16 protein-coding genes and 1 tRNA gene are annotated in these 21,753 nt (G+C 39.0%); 3 read left to right on the plus strand and 14 right to left on the minus strand.

What is annotated here, in order from left to right:
- Genes JYB62_RS17975 through JYB62_RS18015 form a run of 9 tightly spaced genes read right to left on the minus strand, consistent with a single transcriptional unit; the run spans position 1 to position 12,260 of the window.
- Entirely contained in the window at positions 1-1,077 is a 1,077-nt protein-coding gene (locus JYB62_RS17975) for a COX15/CtaA family protein (protein WP_205646783.1), read from the minus strand.
- Positions 1,061-2,947, minus strand: coding sequence for a cytochrome c oxidase subunit I (locus JYB62_RS17980; protein WP_205646784.1), 1,887 nt, complete (start codon positions 2,945-2,947; stop codon positions 1,061-1,063). The genes JYB62_RS17975 and JYB62_RS17980 overlap by 17 nt, the downstream gene beginning before the upstream one ends.
- Positions 2,948-2,975: 28 nt before the next feature.
- Positions 2,976-3,995 (minus strand): cytochrome c oxidase subunit II, encoded by a 1,020-nt coding sequence (locus tag JYB62_RS17985; protein ID WP_205646786.1) that lies wholly within the window; start codon positions 3,993-3,995, stop codon positions 2,976-2,978.
- 23 nt (positions 3,996-4,018) lie between these two features.
- Positions 4,019-5,311 (minus strand): quinol:cytochrome C oxidoreductase, encoded by a 1,293-nt coding sequence (locus tag JYB62_RS17990; RefSeq protein ID WP_205646787.1) that lies wholly within the window; start codon positions 5,309-5,311, stop codon positions 4,019-4,021.
- Between the two features lie 2 nt (positions 5,312-5,313).
- The gene (locus JYB62_RS17995; protein ID WP_205646788.1) at positions 5,314-5,943 is read right to left on the minus strand and encodes a c-type cytochrome; all 630 of its coding nucleotides are present in this window, start codon (positions 5,941-5,943) and stop codon (positions 5,314-5,316) included.
- A gap of 13 nt (positions 5,944-5,956) precedes the next feature.
- Positions 5,957-6,487, minus strand: a complete 531-nt coding sequence (locus tag JYB62_RS18000; RefSeq protein ID WP_205646789.1) for a DUF3341 domain-containing protein — start codon at positions 6,485-6,487, stop codon at positions 5,957-5,959.
- Positions 6,488-6,489: 2 nt separating this feature from the next.
- A complete protein-coding gene (nrfD, locus tag JYB62_RS18005; protein WP_205646791.1) occupies positions 6,490-7,854 on the minus strand; it encodes an NrfD/PsrC family molybdoenzyme membrane anchor subunit in 1,365 nt (454 codons plus the stop codon).
- Positions 7,855-7,871: 17 nt separating this feature from the next.
- On the minus strand, positions 7,872-10,958 hold the full coding sequence (locus JYB62_RS18010) for a TAT-variant-translocated molybdopterin oxidoreductase (protein ID WP_205646792.1): 3,087 nt from the start codon (positions 10,956-10,958) through the stop codon (positions 7,872-7,874).
- A 39-nt stretch (positions 10,959-10,997) separates the two neighbouring features.
- Positions 10,998-12,260, minus strand: a complete 1,263-nt coding sequence (locus JYB62_RS18015; protein WP_205646793.1) for a c-type cytochrome — start codon at positions 12,258-12,260, stop codon at positions 10,998-11,000.
- A 364-nt stretch (positions 12,261-12,624) separates the two neighbouring features.
- Between JYB62_RS18015 and JYB62_RS18020 the strand changes: the two genes are divergently transcribed.
- Positions 12,625-12,698: transfer RNA gene (locus JYB62_RS18020), tRNA-Cys, on the plus strand.
- Between the two features lie 871 nt (positions 12,699-13,569).
- Here the strand turns inward: JYB62_RS18020 and rpsA are convergent.
- The gene (gene rpsA, locus JYB62_RS18025) at positions 13,570-15,345 is read right to left on the minus strand and encodes a 30S ribosomal protein S1 (RefSeq protein WP_205646794.1); all 1,776 of its coding nucleotides are present in this window, start codon (positions 15,343-15,345) and stop codon (positions 13,570-13,572) included.
- A 312-nt stretch (positions 15,346-15,657) separates the two neighbouring features.
- Here rpsA and JYB62_RS18030 point away from each other — a divergent pair, with 312 nt between their 5' ends.
- Complete coding sequence (locus tag JYB62_RS18030) at positions 15,658-16,377, plus strand: lysophospholipid acyltransferase family protein (protein ID WP_205646795.1); 720 nt, start codon at positions 15,658-15,660, stop codon at positions 16,375-16,377.
- A gap of 105 nt (positions 16,378-16,482) precedes the next feature.
- Here JYB62_RS18030 and JYB62_RS18035 read toward each other — a convergent pair whose 3' ends face one another.
- The 4 genes from JYB62_RS18035 to JYB62_RS18050 form a co-directional block, all read right to left on the minus strand.
- Positions 16,483-17,142, minus strand: a complete 660-nt coding sequence (locus JYB62_RS18035) for a hypothetical protein (RefSeq protein ID WP_205646796.1) — start codon at positions 17,140-17,142, stop codon at positions 16,483-16,485.
- A 9-nt stretch (positions 17,143-17,151) separates the two neighbouring features.
- Positions 17,152-18,519: a pyridoxal-phosphate dependent enzyme gene (locus JYB62_RS18040; protein ID WP_205646797.1), complete on the minus strand. Its 1,368-nt coding sequence runs from the start codon at positions 18,517-18,519 to the stop codon at positions 17,152-17,154.
- A 101-nt stretch (positions 18,520-18,620) separates the two neighbouring features.
- A complete protein-coding gene (locus JYB62_RS18045; protein WP_205646798.1) occupies positions 18,621-20,252 on the minus strand; it encodes a putative ABC exporter domain-containing protein in 1,632 nt (543 codons plus the stop codon).
- Positions 20,245-20,961, minus strand: coding sequence for an ABC transporter ATP-binding protein (locus JYB62_RS18050; RefSeq protein ID WP_205646800.1), 717 nt, complete (start codon positions 20,959-20,961; stop codon positions 20,245-20,247). Before JYB62_RS18050 ends, JYB62_RS18045 begins: the two co-directional genes overlap by 8 nt.
- A 104-nt stretch (positions 20,962-21,065) precedes the next feature.
- Here JYB62_RS18050 and JYB62_RS18055 point away from each other — a divergent pair, with 104 nt between their 5' ends.
- Complete coding sequence (locus JYB62_RS18055) at positions 21,066-21,677, plus strand: outer membrane beta-barrel protein (protein ID WP_205646801.1); 612 nt, start codon at positions 21,066-21,068, stop codon at positions 21,675-21,677.
- The last annotated feature ends 76 nt before the right edge of the window (positions 21,678-21,753 follow it).

The raw sequence follows: 21,753 nt of genomic DNA on the forward strand, positions 1-21,753 counted from the left end.
TCAATTTGAATTTAATCGATACTGTTTGTGCTCTCGCAATTGTAGGATCAAGAAATATTGAATCCCTACTATAATTGTCCCAATCACTAAGTGAATGGGTTGAAGAAATGCTGGAATCGCAAAATATGCCATTCCCATTCCCGTGGCAATTTCAATAATCACCAAAATCATCAATAATTGAGACCATAAACTAATGTTGGATCCTCTCAGCACATACTTATATGCCCAGAAGAAATACATCACATGTACTCCCAATAAGATGAGTGAGAAAGACCTATGAATGATAAATGGTAAGCCCAATTGTTCAATCCATGTTCCCCTCAACATATTCCCTAGCGCAAAAGAAATTTGATCAACCTCTTCCCTCACCTGAGTACCCAAAACAACTTGGATGGTCATTAGAATAAGAGCAGTGATTAATACCCACTCAATCTTTGCTGGAACATCCATCAATACACCTTTCCCCTCTTTTAATTTTCCTGAACGATGATACAAATAGATCAACATCAATACTAGTAAAATAGCTAGCATCATATGAAATGTAATCATCCAAGGAAGAAGGTTAGTAGAGACCACCAAAGAGCCTATCCATCCCTGAAACAAAACAAGAATCAAAGAGGCTATCGCTATAATTGGAATCCACTTATCTAATTTCCAGATAGGAAAAGATTTCCATACTGTAAAAATGATAAAGAACCCAATCAGTACGCCCACTAAGCGATTGATGTATTCAATCCAAGTTTTCAATGGATTAAATTCTTGTTCTATCAGGATAGATTTGTCATTGGCAATTGCTTGGGCCGCTTCTACAAATCCAAGTTTTTCAAGGGTAGCCACAAACCTTTCGTTTTTGGCAATTCTTTTTTGAAGGTATATTTCTTGATAGTTGTCTGGAAGTTGGTCCACATTCGTTGGAGGAACAACACTTCCAAAACATTTTGGCCAATCAGGACAGCCCATACCAGAACCGGTAGTTCTGACTATCCCACCGACTAAGATTAGAAAATAAACAGCTATCACAGTCAGAAAACTGACTTTGCGAAAGCTGTTTATTTGTTTGTTAGTGCTTTGATTCATTAGCTACCAAACCCTCTTCCTCATCTTTCATAATCTCCATTTCTAATTTCACTTGCTCTTGTTCATGTGGCAAGTTAGACTCAGGGGTAGCTGAAAGTGGTACTGTTTGAGGGATGAAATCCTCCTCTGCACCTGGCTTTGAATAATCATAAGGCCATCTATATACAGTAGGAATTTCACCAGGCCAGTTTCCATGACCAGGGTACAATGGAGTAGTCCATTCCAAAGTAGTAGATCTCCAAGGGTTCAAAGAAGCCTTACGGCCTCTATACATGCTATAGAAGAAATTAAACAAGAAGATGAACTGAGCAGCAAATGTGATGATTGCGGCAGCAGAAACAAACATGTTCAAATCAGTATACATATTGGCGAAATCGAAGTTAGTCCAAGAATAGTATCTTCTCGGGAAGCCAGCGATTCCGATGTAGTGCATTGGGAAGAAAACCATGTAAACACCTACAAAGGTCAACCAGAAGTGGATATAACCTAGCTTCTCATCCATCATTCTACCAAACATTTTAGGGAACCAATGGTAAATACCTGCCAAAAGACCGAAGAAAGATGCAGACCCCATTACTAAATGGAAGTGCGCTACAACGAAATAGGTGTCGTGTAGTTGAATATCAATAGCTGAGTTTCCAAGGAAAATACCTGTTAAACCTCCAGAAATAAAGAACGATACCAAGCCAATGGAAAACAACATCGCAGGAGTAAAGATCAAATTACCTCTCCATAGCGTAGTTAAGTAATTAAATACTTTTACAGCTGAAGGTACCGCAATAATCAAAGTCAAGAACATGAAAATCGAGCCTAAGAAAGGGTTCATACCTGACACGAACATGTGGTGAGCCCACACGATGAAGGAAAGAATAGTGATTCCCAACATAGAAATGATCATCGCCTTGTAACCAAAGATTGGTTTTCTTGAGTTGGTAGCTATTACCTCAGAAGTAATACCCAATGCAGGTAATAACACAATATATACTTCTGGGTGACCTAAGAACCAGAATAAGTGCTGATAAAGTACAGGGCTACCTCCAGTATTTGGAAGAGCTTCCCCATTGATATAAATATCAGATAAGTAGAATGAAGTACCGAAGCTTCTATCAAAGATCAACAACAATGCTGCTGCTACCAATACTGGGAAAGATAACAAACCGATTACAGCTGTCAAGAAGAATGCCCAGATAGTAAGTGGAAGTCTTGAAAACGACATCCCTTTCGTTCTAAGGTTAATAACCGTAGTAATGTAGTTGATACCACCTAACAGCTGAGAGGCAATGAACAAAGTCATGGAAGTCAACCATAAGGTCATCCCTAATCCAGAACCAGGAATTGCTTGTTCCAAAGCTGATAAAGGAGGGTAAACAACCCATCCACCTGCTGCAGGACCAGTTGGAATAAATAAGGAAATAAACATAAGCACCCCGGCCATGAAGAAGAACCAGAATGAAAGCATGTTCATAAAGCCAGATGCCATGTCACGTGCACCAATTTGAAGTGGAATTAGGTAATTGGAGAAAGTACCACTCAAACCAGCTGTCAATACAAAGAATACCATGATGGTACCATGCATTGTTACTAAGGCAAGATAAAATGTAGGATCTAAATGACCTGCATCATCCAACCAACCACCTAAGATTGGCCGAAGGAATTCAAGACTCATATCAGGGAATCCAAGTTGTAATCTGAATAGAATAGACAAGAGTCCACCTATCAAAGCCCAGAAGATACCTGAGATCAAGAACTGTTTACCGATCATTTTATGATCAGTAGTAAATAAATATGTTGTTACAAAATTACCATGATGCTCATGATCGTGATGATCGTGCGCTGAGGTATCATGATTTGCGACAGATGCTGTAGACATAATCTATAATTTTGTTAATTACCTTCGCTTAATTATTTTCTGCAAGTTCCTTTGTCTCAGCTTGAGTACCTTCTGCTAAAGCAGGGTTCATCTGAATAAAAGACTTTTGTTCTGCATACCATTTCTGATATTCACCTGGCTCAACTACTTCAATAATTTTTCTCATAGAGAAGTGACCACGGCCACAAATCTCAGTACAAGCAATTTCATATTGGAAGTCAGGATTTCCAGTTTCCTCACGCATTTCGGCTGTAGTCTTTGTCGGAACAAACCAGAAACGAGTTGGCATTCCAGGCACCGCATCCATTTTCAATCTCATATGTGGAGAGAAAACTGAATGAAGTACATCTCTAGCTCTAATTTTGAAAAGAACAGGTTCTCCTTTAGGAATTACTACTACAGGAGATGGAAAATCATCCATTGAGTTCTTATCTGTAAAATCAATACCATGTGCATTGGTTGCAGAAGTTAATCTGTAATCGTAATCTCCTAACACATTGTCCTTACCTGGATATCTTACATCCCACTGGAACTGAGACCCCATAATTTCAACTACATGGGCTTTTTCAGGCGCTGGAGCAGTAATATCTGACCATGCCATCCAACCAGAGATAACCAATAATGCTAATACCACACCAGGAACAGCAGTCCAGATTATTTCCAGTTTATTATTATCAGGATAGAAAGATGCCTTTCTATCTTCCTTGTATTGGTACTTGTAAGGGAAGATAAACAATAGCACATGCGTAATCAGGAATACAATTCCAGTTACCGCCATTGTGATCCAAAACAAACGATCCGTCACAACTCCATGCTCAGAAGCAATGGGTAATTGATAGGTATCAAATTCCTTGATGGAATACCAGAACATTAAGAAACCAGTACCCAGCATAAAGAGAATAAATAAAATAGCATTTACCTTATTACTACCTGTAGCGATCTTTTTATCAGATCCTTTTACTACAGATACCAAGGTTTGAATTCTGTAAACCATCCAAATAATGGATAGTAATAAAAGAACTCCTACTCCGATCAGAAATCCGTACATAGCTTAATTTTTTCGGCTAATAATTAAATGTGATGATGATAGCTTTCTTCAAGCATTGGATGATTCTTAGGAATCAAGTTTCCTTTAGATAACCCTGTAAGTACAACAAATGTTACAGCGGAACCATAAACTAAGAACATTCCTATTTCCATAAATCCAATTCCTCCGTTATGACCCAAGGTACCTGGTTGAACCATTAAGAAGAAATCTACCCAATGGCCTGCAATGATCAAGGTACAAACTACTTTAAGGAAAATTCCATGTCTTTTTGCATCCCTTGTCATCAAAATCAAGAAAGGCAAGAAGAAATTCATGATTAAGTTCACGAAGATATATGGACCATAGATATCACTTGAAAGTCTCTCTATGAAATACACGGATTCTTCAGGAATGTTTGCATAATAGATCAAAAGGAACTGAGAAAACCATAAATAAGTCCAGAAAATAGTGAATCCGAATACGAATTTACCCATATCATGAACGTGGTTTTCATTGACCATTTCAAGGTAACCTTTGCTCTTTAAGAAAATTACCAATAAAGTAATTGCAGAAAGACCAGATACAAACCAAGAAGAAAACACATACCATCCAAATAAGGTGGAGAACCAGTGCGTGTCAATTGACATCACCCAATCCCATGCACTTACGGAAGAAGATACTGCAAAGAAAATAATGAAGTATGCAGACCAGCTTCTCATTTTAAACCAGTGAGAAGTTCCTCCTAACTGATCTTCTTGAGCAGAGATTTTTTTGAATTTTGTGAAGAAGAACACCCAAAAACCAAAGAATAAAACCATTCTCAAGATATAGAATGCAGGGAAAGTTCCTTTTGCCATTGGCCAATAGAAGAAAGATCCCTTTCCATCGATGATTTTATCATATTCTGGAGAATTGGTATCAAATAAATAAGCATGCGTCCAGTGGAACAAATCATGATTTGCTACGAAGAAGGTAACAATCATTAAAATCCCTGCATATGGAAGCCAGTTACCAAATGATAACATCACTCTAGAAATAGGAGCAGACCAACCTGCTTGTGCAGCGTATTGAACTGCAAAGAAGAATACTCCGATAATTGCTATTCCTGTAAAGTAGACATTGTTGATCCAAAGGTTAGCATATAAACGCTCGTACCAATGAAATGCATGTCCTCCTGCTTCAGCAGCTTCTTCGTGGTGTCCACCAAACATTGCCATCACAATACCAATGACCAACAATGCTGCACCAATGATCAATACCGTGAAAACCGACTTCTTAGTCGCAGCGGTAAAATCAAATTTTTGATCCAAATTATAATGCTGTACGTCGTGAGCCATGATTATTGCTTCTGAATTACTTGTTTAACATAGTGAACAATTTTCCATCTTCTCTCAGGAGAAATCTGAGAAGCATGAGCTCCCATTCTTCCTTTTCCTTTAGTGATTACATGGTAAATATGTCCTTCCGGCAGGTTGATGTAAGCGCCACCAGTAAGGTTAGCCACACCACCAATAATTTCTCCTACTTTACCGTCTCCTTGTCCACCTTTTCCATGGCAAGCAGAGCAATATTGTAAAAACAATCTCTCTCCATCTTCCAACACTTCATCTGTCAATTCAACTGGGTTTGTCAAATTTGTAGCAGCAGCTTCTACTTCGAAAGCTTTGTATCTGTATGGAAGATATCCACCTTTATTTCTAGGAACTGTTCCTTCAACTGGCTCTCTCATGTTCATTCCATGAGGATTATGAACGTTACTGTTGAAAAACTCACCTTTCTCATCTTCTCTATTAGATAACCAATCTCCTTGAGACTCGTCTTTGATTTGAGTCAATGGCTCGTATGCTACAGAGTGATACATCTGTGGAGCATATTCCAATCCCTGGTTATCACCACCGGCTCTACAACCAGCTAAAGTGATTCCAGCAACAGCAAACCCCAATAAACTTAGTGCTTTAGCAATCTTCATTTTTCCAGAATTACTATTCAAAACTTTTATTATTCACCTCTGTAGCACCGGAAGACTTAAGGATCTCCTGAATTTTTGCTACTTCCATACTCGTGTTATTTGCAATATCAATTGCCATGATATGCTTATCATCAGTACTTCTCAAATCAAAGATTCGAGGCTGAGCCCATGGCTTCAAGTCAGAACTGATCATAAATACACCCACCATTCCAAATGCTGCAAGCAATACAGTCAATTCAAATGTAACTGGTATAAAATCAGGAATCGCAGCGAAATCCTTACCTCCAATAATCATTGGCCAGTCAAATCTCATCATATACAACTGCATGGTCAAAGCCAAGGTAGTACCGAGCAATCCAAAAAGGAATGCAGCGATCGGTAATCGGCTTCTTTTATAACCTAGTACATCTTCCAATCCGTGAACTGGATAAGGAGTATATACTTCATGTATTTTGACACCGCTAGTTCTTACTTCAGAAACAGCATGGAGCAATACGTCTTCATCGTCGTAAACTCCCAAAATAAAATTCTTATCTCTTTCCATGATTATTTACGAACTTTTTCAGATGTAGACTTCAATACTGATTTTACTTCAGCCATGTTGATTACCGGGAAGAATTTGGCAAACAAGAAGAATAAAGTAAAGAACAAACCAAAGGTGAATAAGTAAACTCCAATATCAGTAATGGATGGGTAGAACATTGCCCAAGAAGATGGCAAGTAATCTCTGTGAAGCGAGGTTACAATAATTACGAAACGCTCAAACCACATACCTATATTTACAACAATGGACAAGGCAAAAGTCGCAATGATAGAAGTTCTAATTTTCTTGAACCAGAATAACTGTGGAGAGATCACATTACAAGTCATCATTGACCAGTAAGCCCACCAATAAGGTCCAGTAGCACGATTGATAAATGCATATTGTTCTGCTTCAACGCCAGAGTACCAAGCGATAAAGAATTCAGTGATATAGGCAATACCTACAATTGAACCTGTGATGATAATTACAATATTCATCAATTCAATGTGGGTCATGGTAATGTAATCTTCCAATTTGAACACCTTTCTGGTAATGATCATTAGCGTCAGTACCATCGCGAAACCGGAGAAAATCGCACCAGCCACAAAGTATGGAGGGAAGATAGTCGTATGCCAACCTGGAATAACAGAGGTAGCAAAGTCAAAGGATACAATCGTGTGAACCGAAAGTACCAATGGAGTTGCCAAACCAGCCAAAATCAAGGATACAGACTCATATCTCATCCAAGTTTTTGCCGCTCCGTCCCATCCGAAAGAAAGGCCTCCATAAATCACTTTTCTTAATCCTGTTGCTCTATCTCTAATGGTAGCAAAATCAGGAATCAAACCTATATACCAGAATACCAATGAAACTGAGAAATAAGTAGAAATCGCAAATACGTCCCAAAGAAGAGGAGAGTTAAAGTTTACCCAAAGCGAACCAAAGGTATTTGGTAGCGGAAGCGCCCAATATGCTCCCAACCATGGTCTACCCATGTGAAGAACCGGGAACATTGCCGCACAAATAACCGCAAAAATTGTCATTGCTTCAGCTGCTCTGTTGATAGAAGTTCTCCACTTCTGTCTGAAAAGTAGCAATACTGCTGAAATCAAAGTACCTGCGTGACCAATACCAACCCACCAAACGAAGTTGGTGATATCCCAAGCCCAACCTATTGTCTTGTTCAATCCCCACATCCCGATGCCTTCCCAAACGGTGGCCGTCACTGCAATTAATCCTATAGCCAAAGTACCGGCGGCTGTTAAGAAGGCAAGAAACCAAAGTAAAGTTGGTTTTCCTTCCACCTGACGGGACACATCATGTGTCACATCATGGTAGGTTTTACCTCCGGTAACTAACGGCTCACGTACGGATGAAGTAACCTGCATAGTTTATAAAATTATGATTACGCTTCGTTTTTGTCTTTATTTCTGATTTTGGTAAAGTACCAAACGTTTGGACTCACGTTGATCTCTTCCAATACGTGGTATGCTCTTTCCTCATTTACTTCTTTCAAAGCAGAAGTATTGTTCTCTTTGATTTTCAACAACTGAGAAACTTTAGAGTTAGCATCATTCATATCACCAAACACAAGGGCGTCAGTAGGACAAGCGACTGCACAAGCCACATTGATTTCTCCATCCTGAACTTTACGCTTCTCACGTTTAGCAGCTAGTTTACCAGCCTGAATTCTTTGCACACACATTGAGCATTTTTCCATTACACCACGTGCTCTTACAGTTACATCTGGATTCAAGACCATTTTACCCAAATCATCGTTTTGTGCAACGTTTACACCTGCGAAATCTTTGTTGTCATGGTATTTGAACCAGTTGAATCGACGTACTTTATAAGGACAGTTATTTGCACAATATCTTGTACCAATACATCTGTTGTAAGTCATTTGGTTAAGACCCTCTGAAGAGTGAGTCGTAGCAGCAACAGGACAAACTGTCTCACATGGAGCGTTGTTACATTGCTGACACATCATTGGTTGGAATGTCACCTCTGGATTCTCAGAAGCTACTTCCATACCTCTCAAATCATCTGCAGGAGCATCAGAAGAATAATAGCGATCAATTCTGATCCAAGCCATTTCTCTTCTGTTCAATACTTCTTGCTTTCCTACTACTGCCACGTTGTTTTCAACCTGGCAAGCAACAGAACATGCTGAACATCCAATACAAGAGTTCATGTCAATTGCAAGTCCCCAATGATGCTGGGAATATTGGTGACCTGACCAAAGAGAGATTTTGCTTGGTTTAACAAATTCACCGTCTTTGTATATTTCGGGATGGTATCTACCTGCACTTGCATCAGTTTTATACTCTGCAAGAGTGGCTTCTTGGATCACGTTCTCACGACCCATGAAGGTCTGGTGAGTTTGTGTTCTAGCAATTCTATATGCCTCACCAGTAGCGGCTACTTCTACACCCGCTGTAATATCAAAGTTCACAAATCCTTTAGATGTATCCGCCAATTCATAAGCGTTCACACCCACACCATTTGCAACCCGACCAGCCTTCGTTCTACCATAACCTACAGCAAGTCCAAAAGTACCTTCTGCTTGACCTGGTTGAACCAAAATAGGAACTAGTAAAGATTTTCCATTCACTGTAATGGAAGCTTTTGAAGTTTCACCTTCAATCATGGTCACTCCATTTTCAGAAGCCCATTTTTGAGAAACTGTCAAATAGTTATCCCAAGTAGCTTTGGTGATTGGATCGGACATTTCCTGAAGCCAAGGCACATTTGCAAATGCACCACTACCGATACCTACTTTGGTATACAATACCAATTCAGCACCAGTATTAGAAGCGGAGTAGGCTTTTGCTACACTTGCAGCAGCAGCACTTACATCTCCAATAGGAGCCAAAGCCTCAGTAGCCGCAGGTGTAATTGCAAAAACACCATTATATAAAGAACGATCCCAGAATTCTTGGAAATCAGTTCCAGTTTCAACTTGAGTGAAAATCTCAGATTCCCAGTTAAGCTGAAGGAATTCATAAAAATTGGAAGTGGATCCAGACCAGGTTAAGAATGAATCCTGCGCTTGTCTAGTATCAAAAAGAGGAGAGATGGTCGGCTGGCCCAAAGAATAATGACCTTTCTTAGGCTCGAAGTCATTCCAGGATTCCAAGAAATGGTGATCTGGAGCAACCATTTGTACCAAAGAAGCGGTCTCATCCATCGTTCCGTTAGTGGAGATACTCACTTTGGCTTTTGCGATACCTTCAGCGATCTCAGCACCTCTAGCGAAGTCATATACCGGATTACAGTTATAGAAAATTACTGCTCCAACTTGTCCAGCTTTCAATTCATTCACAAATTGATTCATGCGGGCATCATCTCCTTTACGGAAATGAACTGGCGCATTGAAATCAACTGTAGTTCCATTTGCTCCTAAAAGCTCATTGATGGCATTTACTACAACCTGAACATTAGGATCATTAGAACCAGAAACTACCAAACCAGCAGACTTAGCTGCCCAAAGGTCGTTTGCTGCTTTTTCTAAATGTGCTATTTCTACAGCTGGAGCTGAAACAGTAGCTGCACCTGCTTTTTTTGCAATGGCATTATACAATGCCAAAACTGCTAATCCACTTTGAGAAGCTTTGATTGGAGTTCTATAATCTGCATTGGCACCAGTTAAAGAAAGGTTGGATTCAAACTGATAATGCCTGGACATTTCAGGCTTTTCCTTCGAAATCTTTCTGGTCTTGGCATATTGACCTGCAAACTCAATTGGTGAAATCCAAGTTCCTAAGAAGTCAGCTCCAAAAGAAACGATGGTTTTTGCTTTATCGAATGAGTAAGAAGGAATGACTGCAGTACCATAGTAAGTCTCCGCAGCTTTTGAAATACCATAATTGGAAATTGGATCGTACTGGATCACTTCAGCCCCACCAAATACTTCAGAGAACTGCTGAAGTGCTTTATTGGTAGTAGGAGAAAGAATGGTATTTGAAACAATCTTAACAGAACCAGCAGAAGCAAGTTTAGACTTTACTTGAGAGTCAAGTGTTGCCCAGTCAGTTTTCTCACCAGCTATATAAGGTCCAGTTAGTCTCTGCTTGTCGTATAGCGAAAGGACAGATCCCTCAACGATCGCGTTGACCTTACCTTTATTAATAGGAGAAAGTTCGTTTCCATCGATTTTAATAGGACGACCTTCTCTTGTTTTTACAACTATTGACGCATAATCACCTCCTGAAGAGAAGGTTGATGCGTAATAATTAGGGATAGACGGATTGATATCAACCGGCTTGTTAACATAAGGGATCGCCTTTCTTACCGGAGCCTCGCAAGCTGCCAAAGATGCAGCTGCTAAGCTAAATCCCATCAACTTGAGAAAATCTCTTCTGGAGGCACTACCGTCTTCATTCAAAGAAGATGGAAGTTCTGCGAACTCCTTATCGGCATGCTTTACAAACTCCGGATCGTTGCTAAGTTGCTCTAGCCCTTTCCAGTAGGTTTTTTTATTTTCCTTCATTTTATGATCTAGGAATGAATTTGCAAAAAGGATAATGAATTAATAGTGGCACTTAGCACATTCAAGCCCACCGATGTCTTTCACCTTTAGGGCATCTTTTGAATCCACATGAATCTGTACCAACTTATCATAATAGGCATTGCCTTCAGTAGCAATTTCGGTTTGTCTGTGACAATCAATACACCAGCCCATAGTCAAAGCACTATGCTGACCTACCACTTCCATTTCCTGAATAGGGCCGTGGCAAGTTTGACACTCAATTCCACCCACTTTCACGTGCTGAGAGTGGTTGAAGTAAGCTAAATCCGGAAGGTTGTGAACACGCACCCATTCAATAGGAGTATTGTTGTCCACAGCATCATAGATTTTCTGAATTTCTGGAGAAACACCTTCTTTACCCTGTACATTCTGCACGTGCGTATGACAGTTCATACAGATATTAGGAGAAGGAATGTTCGCTGATCTACCAATCTCAACCCCAGTATGGCAATACTGACATTCGATTTCTAAGGTACCAGCGTGTAATTTATGAGAATAAGCTATCGGCTGGGTTGGAGCGTAACCTTGCTGAACACCAACTGAATAAAGTCCGTCAATGGCTGTTTTAGCAACTACCGCTACTACCAAGGCAGTAACAATGATGATAAAACCGTCACTTTTAAATACTTTACCTAAGTTGAATTTCTGAGTAACAAACTCTTTATCATCCTCATCTAGCTCCTGCTTATTTAAGTACTTGGTTAAAACAGAGATAATCAATCCCAATACTACCAAGATCAATAACAATACAACTACCAAAACAGCAAGAATCACTGTCAGGTACTCACTTGGTATCCCCCCTCCTGCAGCGGAAGCACCTTCAGCACCACCTTCTACAGCTGCAGCTGCAGCCGGATCTACCTTGTCACCAAATTCGATGTAGGACAGTAAATTATTTAAATCATCATCTGATAAAAATTCATGCGCCGGCATCGCAGTATTATTGTACTCCTTGTAGAGATCATTTGCGGTTTTATCCCCAGATGCGATTAATGCCTGTGAATTTTTAATGAAAGATTTGATCCAAGGAATTTCTCTTCTATCAGAAACACCTCTCAATGCGGGACCAACTAATTTTTGATCTAATTTGTGGCATGTTTTACAATTTGCATTGAATACAGCCTTACCTGCTGCTACTGCTTCATCGCTACTATCAACTGCAGGATCCGCGGCAAAAGCCTGAATTCCTATCAGCATGAAAAACAGCACTGCCAGTGTGTGGAAATTCCATCGAACCCCTACTAACGAGCGTTTGGATAACATATTATAGCTAATTAAATAGTTTATGCGGTTTTCAATAACCCTTGCAAAGGTACTACCCGGGCTCAATTTTTCAAACAAGAATTCAATTCAAATAACCGGGGGAACTAAGGGCTAAAACCCAGTTTACCTGACTGATTTTCAATATTTTACATCACTTTTTATTGAAGTTATTTTATTTAGAATCGTTATAAATAAGTTAGAAATAAATTCTGGATAGAACTTAAAAATAATTCGTCGTTACTAGATTTTTTTTAAGGTGTAAATCAATACTTTGAGGAATACCTTACCTTAAATCCAGAAAATAAATGAAGTCTCTATTGCATCGAGAAAGATAATCTCTAAATTTGCATTCCATTTCATAAATGGTCGCGTGGCCGAGCGGCTAGGCAGAGGTCTGCAAAACCTTGTACAGCGGTTCGAATCCGCTCGCGACCTCCACAAAAAGCATTCGCGTTTGCGAATGCTTTTTTATTTTAAAACAGTTTTCAAAACTAGGCTGCCTTAAATTAAAAACCCTTTGAAATTTTAAAATCCCAAAGGTTTTGGAAAGAATTAGGTATATCTTAAAACCGATAAGCTATCCCAAACTAAAGTCCGAATTCCTCCGGCAAATACTTGTTATTCCTTTCTTCAAAAGGAATAATATTGCCCCGCTTATAACGAGGGGAAACTGAAAACACCATCTTATTTGTCGTATACTTAGCCCCCGCTCCTCCACATACCTTACCCCGCTTTGATATGTGAAATTATGGTTATGAGAGGCCTGGAAACCTAATAAAGGGACCTCTGCCGCAAATGGGAATTTCAAAAATGTATACGCTACTTAAACTGGAGTCGTAAATATTTCAAAATCCACATTATGAACGGAGGATGAATTATTCTCCATTTCACAGTTAGGATAAGGAGCAGGCTTATAACCTACCTGGACTAAGGTATAATTCACATTCGTTAGGCCTAATTTTTGATCCTAAACCCTTTGAAAATACCCACCCAAATTCAGATAGGTTTTCCATGCTCACCAAACTCGATCCTGCAAGAAATACTTTGCTAACTGAGTACCAGAAATCCAAAACTAACATTTGAGCTCTATTCAAGATTGAGTCCAAACAGAATTAAAACAACAAAAAACGAAGAATATAAAAAGTAGGTTTTTTCATAAGAAAGAAAACTAATTAAAAAGTATAATAGTCGAAACATCAGCCGAATTTATTACGAAACTAAAAATAAAACCCTCCAAAAATATTAAAGAAAAAAAACGCCGACTTTACAGCCGGCGTTTTCAATATGAATAAGTTAAGAAATCAATTTCTTACTTTTTCCCACCTTCCATTTGCTCTTTCAATTGAGTCAAAGCATCCAAGTCACCTAGGGTAGACTTCTCAGCAGGAGCGGAAGAAGAAGAAGAAGATGAAGAAGTTTCAGATTTTTTCTTCGCCTCTTTCTTAGCTGGCTTTGCCTCTTCTTTGAATGTAGCAGTATGAGAAAGAACGATTCTCTTATCGTCTTTAGAGAATTCAGTCACTTTGAAGTCTTCAGAGTCACCTGCTTCTACAGAAGAGCCATCTGCTTTCTCCAAGTTTTTGATGGTCGCGAAACCTTCTAAACCGTAAGGAAGCTCAAGAACAGCACCTTTATCATTCTTTGAAACTACAGTACACTTGTGAACAGATCCTACTGGGAACACATTCTCGAAAGTATCCCATGGATTCTCTTCCAATTGCTTATGACCTAGGGCCAATCTTCTGTTATCAACATCAAGTTCAAGAACAGCTACTTCTAGCTCATCTCCTACTTTAACGAATTCAGATGGATGCTTGATTTTCTTAGTCCAAGAGAGATCAGATACGTGAACCAAACCATCGATACCTTCTTCCATTTCAAGGAATAGACCGAAGTTAGTCAAGTTTCTAACTACACCAGTGTGCTTAGTACCCACGGCATACTTAGTACCCATATCATTCTTAGTCCAAGGATCTTCAGTCAATTGCTTGATACCCAAAGACATTTTTCTTTCGTCTTTATCCAAAGTCAATACTACTGCATCGATTTCGTCACCAACTTTTACAAAGTCAGCAGGGTTTCTCAAGTGCTGAGACCAGCTCATTTCAGAAACGTGGATCAATCCTTCTACACCTGGAGCAAGCTCCAAGAATGCACCGTAATCAGCCACGTTTACAATCTTTCCTCTTACTTTAGAACCAACTTCAAGGTTAGAAGCCAAAGAATCCCATGGATGAGCAGTCAATTGCTTCATGCCCAAAGAAATTCTCTTCTTATCATCATCAAAGTCAAGAACCACAATCTGAACTTTCTGATCAAGCTGCAATACTTCCTCTGGATGATTGATACGTCCCCAAGAAATGTCTGTAATGTGAAGTAGACCATCTACACCACCCAAATCGATGAATACACCGAAATTGGTCATGTTCTTGATCACACCTTCCAATACTTGTCCTTTTTCTAGGTTGTTTAGGATTTCCGCCTTTTGCTTCTCTAGATCTTTTTCGATCAATACTTTGTGAGAAACTACAACGTTATCATTAGCGTGGTTGATTTTCACCACTTTCACTTCCATCTTCTTACCTACATAGATATCAAAATCTCTGATAGGCTTCACGTCGATTTGAGAACCTGGCAAGAAAGCTTCTACACCGTAGATATCTACGATCAAACCACCTTTGGTTCTTCTCTTCACCAAACCTTCGATCACGTTGTCATGCTCAAGCGCATCTTCGATGTCCTGCCATGCACGTACGATCTTGGCTTTCTTACGGGAAAGGATCAATTGACCCAAAGCATTCTCTTGCTCCTCAATGAATACCTCTACTTCATCACCTGGCTTAATGCCATCTAGATCACGGAATTCACTTAAAGGAACCAAACCGTCAGATTTGAAGCCAATGTTGATGATCACATCTTTGTCATTCACTCCTACTACTACACCTTTGATCACTTCTTTCTCAGTGATTTCATTTAGTGTACCAGCATACATTGCTTCCATCTGAGCTTTTTGCTCTTTGGAATAGCCTTCTCCAAAACCTTTGGTTTCGAAGTTGTCCCAGTTAAAATCTTCTTTATTAGACATAATAGTATTGACTCTGAAATCCCATCAGTCCTCGAGTCAGGAGACTAAGGGTTTTTAGTTGTAAATCAATGCTTTAGATAGTTCTAAAACACCCCGATCACCCGAACGGACTGCAAAGGTACGTATTTTCTTTTATTTCGTAAATGCTTGGTTAAAAAATGAATTATATAAAAGCTCCTTAATTCATGAGGAATTAGAAAAATAAAATATGGAAGCTTAAATTGAAATAAAAAGCCCCAGAACGCTCCGGGGCTTATGCAAGCAAAGAGTTAAGATTAAATTTGTATTCAAAATTACCAATATTCAGGTAGTATGAAAATCCTTCAAGTAATTTTTACCATTTACTCACTAGTAATCTTTGCTGTTTTAATGCTGGTTTTCGCTTTGTTTATTATCATTCCCGTGTTAATCAGTGATCGGGCCGGAAACCTATCTTTTTTCTTTATCAGGCTATGGGCAAGGATTTGGTCCGGGCTTTCGGGATTTAGGTTTGAAATACGTGGGAAGGAGTACATCAACCCCAATCAGCCTTACATCTATATTTTTAATCACCGATCTTTTTTTGATGCTCCAATTATTCCCCTTGCAATCCCACAGCAAGTGAGAGCACTTGGAAAAAAAGAACTATCCAAAATCCCTATTTTTGGTTGGGTAGTAGCCAAATTTGCCATATGGGTAGACCGGGACAATCCTGAATCTCGAAAAGAAAGCATCCCTAAACTTATCAAGTTTCTCCAAAAAGGAATCTCTATTGTGGTAGCTCCCGAAGGCACCAGGAATAATAGCGAAAATGTATTGTTACCATTTCGAAAAGGGGCATTCAGGCTTTCTATTGAAACGGACATCCCTATTTTACCTTTTGCGATCATCGGTGCAGACACGATTCACAAAAGAGGGTCTTTTTTATTGAGCCCTGGAAAAGTAAAAGTCTATTTCTCAAAACCGATTTATCCCACTGATCAAAACTCAATAGATGAATTAACTGAGAAATGCAGAAATAGATTAGAAGCTATTATTCTAAGTCATGAATAACAAGAATTCCCTTCCAAAGAACTGAAAAAGTGAAAGCTTAGAAACCCCTGATTTTAACAATACTAAAAATGATTCCCTAAGCGAGCGAATTTAAAAGAATCTCACTTACTCCTTATCCACCACAAAACCATCTCCCTCCTCCTCTGCAGCATCAATGGTCAACTCTTCAAAAAGGATATAAATAGACAAGTAAGTCAACGGAATAGTTACCAATAAGCCTACAATCAAGCAAAGGAAACCGCCAATGTTGATAAGCAAAAGCAACAACAAAAATCCAAAGAATTTCCACCAATTGGTGTGTACTAATTTTCGGCTGTACTCCATTGCCGGCCAGAAATCAAATCCTCCGAATAGAACAAACAATAAGCTGAACACATATCCCACCCCCAGGTAAATCCCAGGCAAAATAAACACTACAAGACCTGCTACAATAAAAATCGCAGTGATGAGGTTTACGATGATTAGAGGCAAAATATATTTAAAGCCATCAAAGTAATTCTGGAAATCCACATACTCTTTTTGACTCATTCGGTTGGCAACCAAATAAAATCCAGCAACCAAAGGAGGGGATAGAAATATAGAATAAATAAATGCAAAATCCTCCAGGTATAGGGTGAAAATCAGCTGTATAGTAGAAATTAGAAAAGCAAAACCAATATGAAATATAGCCCGGGCTTTGAACATTTCCCAGGCCTTATCTATGATATTCGAAATATTAAAATCTACTCCAGAATCAATGATTCTTTGAAGTTTAAGTTGGTCCATTCTAGGTAATTAATTCGTAAACGCCTCCAAAATATCATGTTTGGTGATGATGTGAATCTGATTGTTCTCATCTCTCACCAAAACTGCTTTTTCCTTTTCTACCATGGAAGACAGCACATCCAGCGTGCTATCTAATGCCACAAAATGCATGGATTCTTCCATTACATCTGAGACGTTGGCATCCTTCAATTCTGGGTTCTCAATAATTTTTGCCAATAATTTATTGTCGGTAAGACATCCAACTACCTCTTCATTTTCCATGACAGGGATTTGGGAAACACTGGTTTTATTCATCAAACCAATGGCGTTTCTCACTGAATCTGTTTTGAGGGTAGACACCAAATGGTAGCTGCCTTTTCTTCCAGAAATAATATCTCTTGCTGTAGCGAATATCTTATCTTCCAAGAAACCATGGTTTCTCATCCATTCGTCATTATAGACTTTCCCTAGGTATCGAGTCCCATGGTCTGGAAGGATGATCACCATTTGATCTCCTTTTTTCAAGTTCTCTTTGGCCCATTCCAATGCTCCGTGAACAGCTGATCCACAAGACCAACCAACAAAAAGCCCCTCTTCTCTGGCCAACCTACGAGTCATTACTGCTGCATCCTTATCTGTTACTTTCACAAAGTGGTCTATCACATCGAAGTTGACATTCTTTGGGAGAATATCTTCTCCAATTCCCTCCGTCAAATATGGATACACCTCTTTCTCATCAAAGATCCCTGTCTCCTTATATTTTTTAAACACTGAACCATAGGTATCAATCCCTACTGTAACAATATCTGGGTTTTGTTCTTTTAAATATTGAGCGGTACCACACATAGATCCTCCTGTCCCTACTCCAGCAGCATAATGGGTTACTTTACCCTCTGTATCTTTCCATATTTCAGGCCCTGTTGTTTCATAATGCGCTGCAGTATTGGAAAGGTTATCGTACTGGTTCGGGTAAAAAGAATTTGGTATATCTTGATTTAATTTCTTCGCGACCGAATAATAAGACCTAGGATCCTCTGGGGAAACATTAGTGGGACATACGATTACCTCTGCTCCTACCGCCTTGAGGATATCTATCTTTTCTTTTGACTGCTTGTCAGCCATGGTAAAAATACATTTATAGCCTTTTGCCACAGCAGCTAAGGCCAATCCCATCCCCGTATTTCCACTGGTACCTTCTATAATCGTACCTCCCGGTTTTAATAGCCCTGCTTTTTCAGCATCCTCCACCATCTTCACAGCCATTCTATCTTTCATAGAATTGCCAGGATTAAAATATTCAACCTTTACTAAAACATCGCCTTTGATTCCTTTGGCAAGTTTATTCAATCGGATCATCGGGGTATTCCCGATGGTTTCAATGATGGAATTATAGATCATAGTCAGTTATATTTGGTATTCAAAAATACAGGAAATTTCTTGCCCTCCTGTCCGCTTCACCTAAAAACAAAATAAAATTCTGAGCTAAAAAGTTCTTTTTTCTAGACTTCTTTAAATTCCACCTTTTTAATCACATCCAAGGTTACATGAAGTAAAATAGCGGTAACAAATGCCAATCCCAGTACCAATGTCAATAAACCAAACACAAACTTTTTTGTCAGAACAAAAATTAGAATGCTGGCTACTCCTGAAGGAATGATCCCAAAAATGAATATTCCTCCAATGAGCAAAGGCTTGATTAAAATCCTATCCCAACTTTCATCCAAAGCGATTTGAGGAATCAGATTAATGGAAAAACCGATTAAATAAAACCCTAACATCCCCAATAAAAACAAAGGGATTAAAGCCCAATTTAACCCGGCAATAAATACCGAAGGAATGATCATTAATCCAGAAAACAGCAAAATCTGATAGAGATCTAGTTTGATCATATTCCAGAATTTTGCTGACCAGCTAGCAGGAATTAATATGAAAAATGGCTTTTTCAAATCTCCAACAGAAGCTCTTCCAATACCAGCCATAAAGTAAAACACAAAAAGCACCATCAAGTATCCATAAAACATCTTGTGCGAAAACCAATCAAACCGAGAAAGGACGGCAAATAGGATTCCCAATCCAGTCATGATGATTGAATAGATTCCAAAAAGAGGATGAAAATCCTGTCTGGAACTATGCACATAATTCCTCCAATAAAATGCTTTTGCCCCTACTCCAAAATCAGGTAATGCCAATTGCTTCTTTGTATTCATACTAAAGGAAGCTTCAGAAGCTTGCTTTTTCCCTCTTACTTTCTCAATTTTTTCCTCATTGGATTTGGTAGCTTCCAGTACATCTTCATAATAATAACCAGAAAACTGAATCACCAATTTCACTATGGTATAATAAGCCAGTGCATAAAGCACCAAAAAGCATGACGATAAAATGAGATTCTGATCCCATACGTAGCTCATGATTCCCCTACTCCAACCCACAATTGGAAAGAAGTTAAACCAAGGGGAACTCACCCATGAAAACATCCCTTGCCAGAATTTCTCTGCCATAAGACCAGGAATTAAAATCATCAAACCTAAAGCCACACCTAGTATAGATACTCCGGTTTTGATGTAATTCATGATTCCATACTTGGTATGCAGTGTATAGATCAAAAATCTCAGGGGGAAAATCATAAAAAAGAAGAGGGCAAATCCCAAAATCAAGAAAATGATGTTGCCCGCAGTGAGTTCAAATTGATCAGCTAGTTGGCTAGCTCCATAAAACAAAAACAACACACTACCTCCCAATGCAGGAAGTATTGATCTTGCCATATAGTAAATCAAAATATTTTCCGGTTTGACTGGTGCGGTAAACAATAAATTCACATCCGCCATTTTAAAGAAACTGATGTTCTTTTTCGTCGCGCGATAAAGCTGGAAAACAAAAAACGACAAGGCTAGAATTGTAATTCCTCCGACCACATTTTGCATGGCAAAATTCACTTCCGGAATACCCTCCAAATCTGGAGCTTGCATTCCAGACTCCTCTGTTCTTCTTCTCATCCGCATAGTGTAAATAAAAAAGAAGTACGCCAACAATCCTCCGTATGGCAGAAGCCTAAGAGGATTTCTCAGGATTAGTTTGATATTGTTGAGTAGGATTAAAATATCCTTTCTAAGGAGTATTCGGAATTCAAACATCTTTGGTAAGTTCTAGAAACAAATCCTCTAATGAAGTCCCTTCCTCTTGAACAAACTGTTGCTTAAGATTGGCAATCGTATCATTCCCTACAATTTTCCCCTCTTTCAGGATCATAATTCTATCTGCAATAGACTCCACACTATCAATCAAATGGGTACTCACTAAAATGGTTTTTCCTGCTTCCTTCAGATTCCTGAAAATTTGCCTGGTATTTTTAATGGCTTTTGGATCCAGACCGATCATTGGTTCATCGAAAAACAAAACTTGAGGGTCAGGAATCAAAGCACAAACAATAGACACTTTTTGCCTCATTCCTTTAGAAAGATCCCTTCCTAGCTTGTCCTGTTTATCTTCAAGTTCAAATAGCTGTACCAACTCATCTGTTTTTTCTTTCCAGTTAGGTACTCCATAGGCTTGCCCAATGAATTGAAAATGTTCTTTCACAGTCAAAAGATCATATACATAAGGGGTCTCAGGAATATAACTAAATAGTCTCTTAGCCTCTACTGATAAATGGTCATACCCACCGATCGTAATTTCTCCAGAAGTTTTCCTCAATAGCCCAACTATGCATTTCATAGTGGTGCTTTTCCCTGCGCCATTTGGACCCAACAAGCCTACTACTTCCCCCCCCTGCAATTCAAAAGAGAGATCATCCACTGCATTCTGTTTGCCGTACTTTTTTACCAGATTATTGACTATTAGCATAAAAGTGAATTTGAACTTAAAACTAATGCGAACTAGGCTAGGTTTCTAAAATTTGGAATCTTTTTTGTTATTCTTTGAAATCACATTCAATTAAACCAGAGACAATGAAAAAACTTTTTGTAATCGCACTCTTGCTAACCCTCTGCCAATACGCCATGGCTCAGCATGCCGGAAGATTTAGAATGGGGATGGATTTAGGTGCTGCTATTCCAAAAGGAAGCGGCTTAGGCGCATTGGTAAGCTTAGAACCCAAAATCAATTTAAAGGACAACATAAATGTTGGAATTCGGTTTGGCATTGCTGCGCTCGCAAAAGATGTGACCTATTATGATTTCACAGAAGATTATGAGGGAGAAATATCTGCCAACCTCTCTATTTCAGGCACCTTTGATTATTATTTCAATCAAGGAGGGACTCAATTGGCTCCTTACATAGGAGCTGGTTTTGGATATTATACGTTGAGCAGTGTCCAAATTAATAATGGGGATTTTGATATGCCTGATAATTTCGGTGATCTGGAGGCTGATTTTAAGTGGGCTCCTATGGTCAGAGCAGGCGTGGAATTAGGTAAATTTAGAATGGGAGCAGAATATAACTTCGTCCCAAAAAGTAACCTGCAAAACGCTTCAGGAAATATCATTGGCGAAGCAGTCAACCAATATTTTGGATTTACGCTTGGATTCTATGTAGGTGGAGGAAGATGGAGAGGAATGTAAAGGTTGAAAGCAAAGTTTAAAAGCTGAAAAAAATAAACGGCTGTCCCCTAGTGGGTGACAGCCGTTTATTTTTGAA

Origin of the sequence: Algoriphagus lutimaris, from assembly GCF_017051705.1 — a bacterium.
GTDB classification, from domain to species: domain Bacteria; phylum Bacteroidota; class Bacteroidia; order Cytophagales; family Cyclobacteriaceae; genus Algoriphagus; species Algoriphagus lutimaris.

Coding starts and splice junctions, on each gene's coding strand:
- JYB62_RS17975 (WP_205646783.1), bottom strand. CDS start 1,077: ATGAATCAAAGCACTAACAAACAAATAAACAGCTTTCGCAAAGTCAGT.
- JYB62_RS17980 (WP_205646784.1), bottom strand. CDS start 2,947: ATGTCTACAGCATCTGTCGCAAATCATGATACCTCAGCGCACGATCAT.
- JYB62_RS17985 (WP_205646786.1), bottom strand. CDS start 3,995: ATGTACGGATTTCTGATCGGAGTAGGAGTTCTTTTATTACTATCCATT.
- JYB62_RS17990 (WP_205646787.1), bottom strand. CDS start 5,311: ATGGCTCACGACGTACAGCATTATAATTTGGATCAAAAATTTGATTTT.
- JYB62_RS17995 (WP_205646788.1), bottom strand. CDS start 5,943: ATGAAGATTGCTAAAGCACTAAGTTTATTGGGGTTTGCTGTTGCTGGA.
- JYB62_RS18000 (WP_205646789.1), bottom strand. CDS start 6,487: ATGGAAAGAGATAAGAATTTTATTTTGGGAGTTTACGACGATGAAGAC.
- nrfD (WP_205646791.1), bottom strand. CDS start 7,854: ATGCAGGTTACTTCATCCGTACGTGAGCCGTTAGTTACCGGAGGTAAA.
- JYB62_RS18010 (WP_205646792.1), bottom strand. CDS start 10,958: ATGAAGGAAAATAAAAAAACCTACTGGAAAGGGCTAGAGCAACTTAGC.
- JYB62_RS18015 (WP_205646793.1), bottom strand. CDS start 12,260: ATGTTATCCAAACGCTCGTTAGTAGGGGTTCGATGGAATTTCCACACA.
- rpsA (WP_205646794.1), bottom strand. CDS start 15,345: ATGTCTAATAAAGAAGATTTTAACTGGGACAACTTCGAAACCAAAGGT.
- JYB62_RS18030 (WP_205646795.1), top strand. CDS start 15,658: ATGAAAATCCTTCAAGTAATTTTTACCATTTACTCACTAGTAATCTTT.
- JYB62_RS18035 (WP_205646796.1), bottom strand. CDS start 17,142: ATGGACCAACTTAAACTTCAAAGAATCATTGATTCTGGAGTAGATTTT.
- JYB62_RS18040 (WP_205646797.1), bottom strand. CDS start 18,519: ATGATCTATAATTCCATCATTGAAACCATCGGGAATACCCCGATGATC.
- JYB62_RS18045 (WP_205646798.1), bottom strand. CDS start 20,252: ATGTTTGAATTCCGAATACTCCTTAGAAAGGATATTTTAATCCTACTC.
- JYB62_RS18050 (WP_205646800.1), bottom strand. CDS start 20,961: ATGCTAATAGTCAATAATCTGGTAAAAAAGTACGGCAAACAGAATGCA.
- JYB62_RS18055 (WP_205646801.1), top strand. CDS start 21,066: ATGAAAAAACTTTTTGTAATCGCACTCTTGCTAACCCTCTGCCAATAC.